This is a genomic window from Pseudoalteromonas denitrificans DSM 6059 (genome assembly GCF_900112265.1).
In the GTDB taxonomy this organism is placed as follows: Bacteria; Pseudomonadota; Gammaproteobacteria; order Enterobacterales; family Alteromonadaceae; genus Pseudoalteromonas; species Pseudoalteromonas denitrificans.
This window is the reverse complement of sequence record NZ_FOLO01000107.1, coordinates 1-5,123: the sequence shown is the minus strand read 5'-3', so window position 1 is coordinate 5,123 and position 5,123 is coordinate 1. Positions and strand designations below refer to the sequence as shown.

6 protein-coding genes are annotated in these 5,123 nt (G+C 36.1%); all 6 read left to right on the top strand.

Features of this window, described 5'->3' with window-relative positions; all coding sequences use genetic code 11:
- The coding region (locus BM088_RS26710) for a DNA/RNA non-specific endonuclease (RefSeq protein ID WP_218156564.1) at positions 1-1,125 on the top strand (1,125 nt) is incomplete at its 5' end.
- Between the two features lie 5 nt (positions 1,126-1,130).
- Positions 1,131-1,475: an immunity protein YezG family protein gene (locus BM088_RS26705; RefSeq protein WP_091991958.1), complete on the top strand. Its 345-nt coding sequence runs from the start codon at positions 1,131-1,133 to the stop codon at positions 1,473-1,475.
- Between the two features lie 87 nt (positions 1,476-1,562).
- On the top strand, positions 1,563-3,194 hold the full coding sequence (locus BM088_RS26700) for a hypothetical protein (RefSeq protein ID WP_091991956.1): 1,632 nt from the start codon (positions 1,563-1,565) through the stop codon (positions 3,192-3,194).
- A 41-nt stretch (positions 3,195-3,235) separates the two neighbouring features.
- Positions 3,236-3,445 (top strand): hypothetical protein, encoded by a 210-nt coding sequence (locus tag BM088_RS26695; RefSeq protein ID WP_143085173.1) that lies wholly within the window; start codon positions 3,236-3,238, stop codon positions 3,443-3,445.
- A gap of 1 nt (position 3,446) precedes the next feature.
- Positions 3,447-3,977, top strand: a complete 531-nt coding sequence (locus BM088_RS26690) for a hypothetical protein (protein ID WP_091991952.1) — start codon at positions 3,447-3,449, stop codon at positions 3,975-3,977.
- A 30-nt stretch (positions 3,978-4,007) separates the two neighbouring features.
- Positions 4,008-4,601, top strand: coding sequence for a YqgE/AlgH family protein (locus BM088_RS26685; RefSeq protein ID WP_091991950.1), 594 nt, complete (start codon positions 4,008-4,010; stop codon positions 4,599-4,601).
- The last annotated feature ends 522 nt before the right edge of the window (positions 4,602-5,123 follow it).

Sequence of the window (5,123 nt, the reverse complement as noted above, 5' to 3'; positions counted from 1 at the left end):
GGCACTATTATTTCGATGATACCAGTTATTGACCAAGTAATGGATTGCAGGGATGTATGTGCCAATACCATGATGCTTACCGACGATGAACAAGCCAACGACAGTGATGGTTGGATTGCGCTGACCTTAACGGGTATTGGGTTTATTCCACTGTTTGGCTCAGCGGTAAAAGGGGTTGGTAAGGTTATTGTTAAAAATCCAAAAGAATCTATTTCACTCGCTGCTGCAACGTTACGCAAAATTGGTAAGGGCGACCCCATTGCTTATATCAAAAATATTGATTGGAAAGCTTTAGGCAAACAAGGCGCAGAGCTGATTAAAGAAAAAATATCAGCGATACAAGCAGCCCTAACGGCTATTACCAACAGTAATGCAGTGAAATGGTTCGTTGATAAAGACCTCCTCGATAACTTGAGAAAACAAAGTAAACAACTCAGTGAGTTACTCCCTAAAGTTGATGCAGGCATTAAAAATGCTATTGCAGTCATCGAAAACAAAGTTAAGCGTGCCTTAAAAAGCTATGAAGGTGAGTTACCTCATACGGGTAAAACAGGTGATGTTAAGAAAGTTAAAACGGATGAGTTAACCGCGCCTAAAGGGAATGATTTAAAAGGTGCACCTCCTCGGGTTATTAACTTAAAACAAGGTGAAAAAGGCGGTTGGAACAAAGCACTTAATGGTAAACTTGAACCTCATGCTACCTATAAAGTAGGTAAGTATACCTATAAGACCGATGAGCTAGGCAGAGTTAAATCAGTTGGCGGTGAACTAGATTTATCTAAAGTCGATAGAAATACCTATCAACAAGGAAAGGCAGGGAAAACAGATGGCATCAAAGATGGCCTATCTGATGATGAAGGTGGACACTTAATCGCTTCAATATTCAAAGGTCCTGGCGAACAAATAAACTATGCGGCCATGGATGGGAATTTAAATAAAGGTGCATGGAAGCGTATGGAAAATAAGTGGGCAAAAGCGTTAAAAGGCGATCCACCTAAAAAAGTAGAAGTTGAAATCAATGCTATTTATGATGGAGATAATAAAAGACCAAGTGCATTTGAAGTTTTTTATGAAATTGATGGAATTGAAGAAATGAAAAAATTAAAAAATGCTCCAGGAGGATAATAACAATGACCGTAGATGAAATTTATCTAAGTATCGCGCAAAACATGGTAAGTAATTTACCTGAAAATTGGTTATCAGCACATATCAAAGCAGAAATTGAGGGTGAAGATGCCTTAGGTATAAAAGGAGGATATAAAACAGAGAATACTGAATTTCAATCATTCAAACTACGAAATTTTGATAGAAAAATATTCAACGACTTTGAAAGTCTTCACAAAATAACTACCGAAGATTCTGAAAATAAATGGAACCGTGCAAAGTTCACCTTAGAACCGACAGGTAAATTTAAAATGGATTTTGAATGGGATCAAGAATTAGCAGATGAAGTTGAACGATTAAATAACGAATAACACTAGGTCTGTATTCGCATGTGAAACACAGAATTATTTTAAAAAGCTCTTTAATAATTTGATTAATACCCATAGTGCACTCACAAAATGCACTATGGGTTTTCTCTATTCAATTTCTGTCGAATCATCTTTGAAGGGACTCTCAATTGCAGTTATGACATTGAATCACCACAAAGCGCTTCGGAGCCCAGTGCGCTTAATCAAGTTCGTATAGAAGCACTCACTGAGTTTGATATTAATTCATCTGATGGCAGTTCTGTTGAACGAACATCATTAAGTTTAAATGTGTTATATGATAATAACCAAGCCATTGAAGATATTCCCGTACAAGTTATTGATGCCAATAATCAAACCTATGACTTAATGCTCACAGGTGGTTTACTGCAAGTAGATAACTTACCTCAAGGCCAATGTACCGTAATTTATCAAGGGTTAACCTCTGATGAAGAACTCAGATATACACAATTGCGCCAAGATTTTAAACAAGCGCTTGCAGATATGCTCACTGAAATCAAACAACGTGCTGAAATTGAAGATGCAATATTTGAAGATGAAAATTTTTTAAATCAATGGTTAATTGAAACTGGTGCCAGAATGACTGGCGTATATCAAGGTGCTGAAATGTTAGTGACTGGCGTGGCTGATTTAGCTATTTTAGGCTACGAAATTTCAGCAGCTGTGTACTCTGCGAATATCCAACTACTCATAAATATGAAAAATGGTGATGTTAGTGCCATTAAAAATCAAATTGAGACTATTTTAGAAAATACAGATAAAAGTTTTGATAGTCTCTCTGAGGCCTTTGATACACTTGTTATTTTAACCAGCGATTTAGATTTAATATCTACTTTGGCACAGTTTCCAAGTGATTATTTAGCGGCGCATTCCCATGTTGAACAGCAACGTATTTGGGGCATTTTTACCTTTGAAATTTTACTCACCGTACTAACAGGTGGAGTTGGAGCTGCTGTTTCATTAGCCAGTAAATCAAAGCACTTGGTCAAAGCTAATAAGGCATTACTTGAAATAGCACAATTGCTCAAACGTAAACGTTTAGCTAAAACACAAACAAAACCCATTAAACAATTTAAAACTGATATCATAGATAAACCAGAGCCAGTCTTAAAAATTGGCCGAAAACGTAAACCTGCGCCTAAATCCATGGCTGAGGCATTAACACGTTTAACACTTGCCCGAGAAAATATCATTAAACACGGATATATAGAAAAATATACCGACAAAGAATTGCTTGCTATGGCTAAGTCTGGAGATGTTGCTAATGAAAGGTTTCATGTGCGTTTTATGGAAGCCAGTTATCTTGAGTACAAAGGTAATCCGGGTACATTAGGTGCTCCATTTAAAGGGCAATCTGGCTCTGGCGCTAAATATTGGTCAACCACATTTGACCAATTAGAGGATGCCGACAGTGATCCAAGATTAATCAGCCTTAAATTAGGACTAGATTATGACCCCGATAAAAAATTTGTCATGGTGATCATTGATACCGACAAAGCTAAAATCATGGCCGATACCCATAGTATAATTCCAACTCACAAAAACTTAGGGCAATTTGCTAAAGATGAATTACCCGATAACTTTAGTGTTGAGGAAATTAATAAATTAATGACACCTGAATTTCAGGATAAATATGCTAAACATTATCAAGATGCATTGGATTCAGGAGTAATGAAGAATGAATGGGATACTAACATGCTATAGATTACTTTGAAGATACAATCGACGATGAGAAACTCAAAGAGTTGATGATAAAACGTTTAGAAATGCAGAAAGAACTTGGTAACAACCAACATTTTTTAGGTAATGGTTTAACCAAAACCTTGTTGCCCAACTCCGGTGATTATGGTGTAGTGGAAACCTTTAATTTTGAGCGTAAATTCGTCAACCTTGAGCAGTTTGGTGATGCAATTGACATTCCCCCTGTATTAAACCCCATTCCTTTAGGCAACTAAGATGACAAAAAACTATTTAACCTCGTTAATTGAAATTACCGATCCTGATAATCCGCCTCAAAGCATTCGTTTACTAGCACGTACCAATGACAAATTAAATTACGATGATGAATTTTTATCTTTTTATCAACAAGGAAATTTTTTATCAATCGTCGACCATGGAATTGTTACCCCAAAATACAAGCCAGCATACTTGTCTACACGTCAATTTGATGCCCCTTTAGCTGTATTACCTTGGCTTGTGAATAAACTTGATTTTTTTATTAAACCATCAAGTCAAGGTGGACTACCACCTAATAAAATAGCAACTGATAAGGAACAGGTTAGTGGTGAATATTTAATTTTAACTCGCGCTATGGATGCTGGTAACGCACGTCGAGAAGGTGGCTATTCCATTTATAATTTAGTTCGTCAGAATTACTCGAATAGTAACCATCAAGGAGTAACATTTTCAGACAGCTACTTATTCCAAGGTGGATTATTAGATTTATGGAAAGATTTAGCCACTAAATACCAAAATGGTACGTTATAAATTGAACTGCATTAAATAAAAGGAATTATTATGTTTGGCTTTAAGAAACGGAAACAAAATGAACAAACCATACAAGACAACACAACTCCAGAATCTATCAGCTTAACGGACACACTGTTAATTACTCACCCTTTAGCCAATGTTGTTGAAAACAGTTTTCGATATTCAGTTATTTATCTTGTTGAACACAATACTGACGGTGCAGTTGGAGTTAACTTATCTAACGCGAGCCACAACCAACTAAAAGATATGCCACTTGATAGCGGAAGTATCATGCCAAATTGGCTTGAGAATAGAAATTTATTAAAAGGTGGCCCAGTTAAATCTGATGATGTTTGGTTATTAGAGCCCACTGTAAATCAACAAGGTTTACATCATTTTAAAAATAGCAATCTCGCTTTAAGTTACTATCAAAAACATTTGCAGCGTATTTTACAAATAAACACTCCACAACCAGTTCAAATAGGCACGGGATCTTGTGGCTGGAAAGCTGGTCAATTAGAGGATGAAATACAACGTGGACACTGGTTAATATTACCAGCTATAGATGAGCTGATTTTTCAAGGGTCTTGGTCTTATTTATATATGAATGCCTATGAAACCTATGAAGCCCATGTTTCATAATATGATTTAGCGAATCTTAGCTGCTAAGAAAGAAGTAATGATGAATAAATATATTACATTAAAACGGTAAGTACAATTCTTGAAGGTACATTTTTTTGCTGTATAAACTTAACTCTGTATTTTTACACATAGATCAAATGACTATATACAAACCTTATGGTCGAATCGCTACGCTAGACTCTTGATGGAAAGTAAACTTTAAGAAAACTTTGATCTTATAAGTTGCTATGGTCAATTTGTAAACGCTGAGGGTATAGACGTTTAGGGTTAAGCCATCTAATGGACTAAAAACTACATTAAGCCGAATACGTGTTTAATGATCTGCTCTTTAACAATTTGATTTTGAACCTAAGTACATTAACCCAAATGTACTGAGGTTCTCACGCTCAATTTCTGTCGAATCATCTTTGAAGGGACTCTCAATTGCAGTTATGACATAACAAGCCCAGAATCTGCCAGTGAACCAAGTGTACTTAATCAAACCACTATTGCCCGCAGTCCTAACCTTGATGTTTCAAGCCA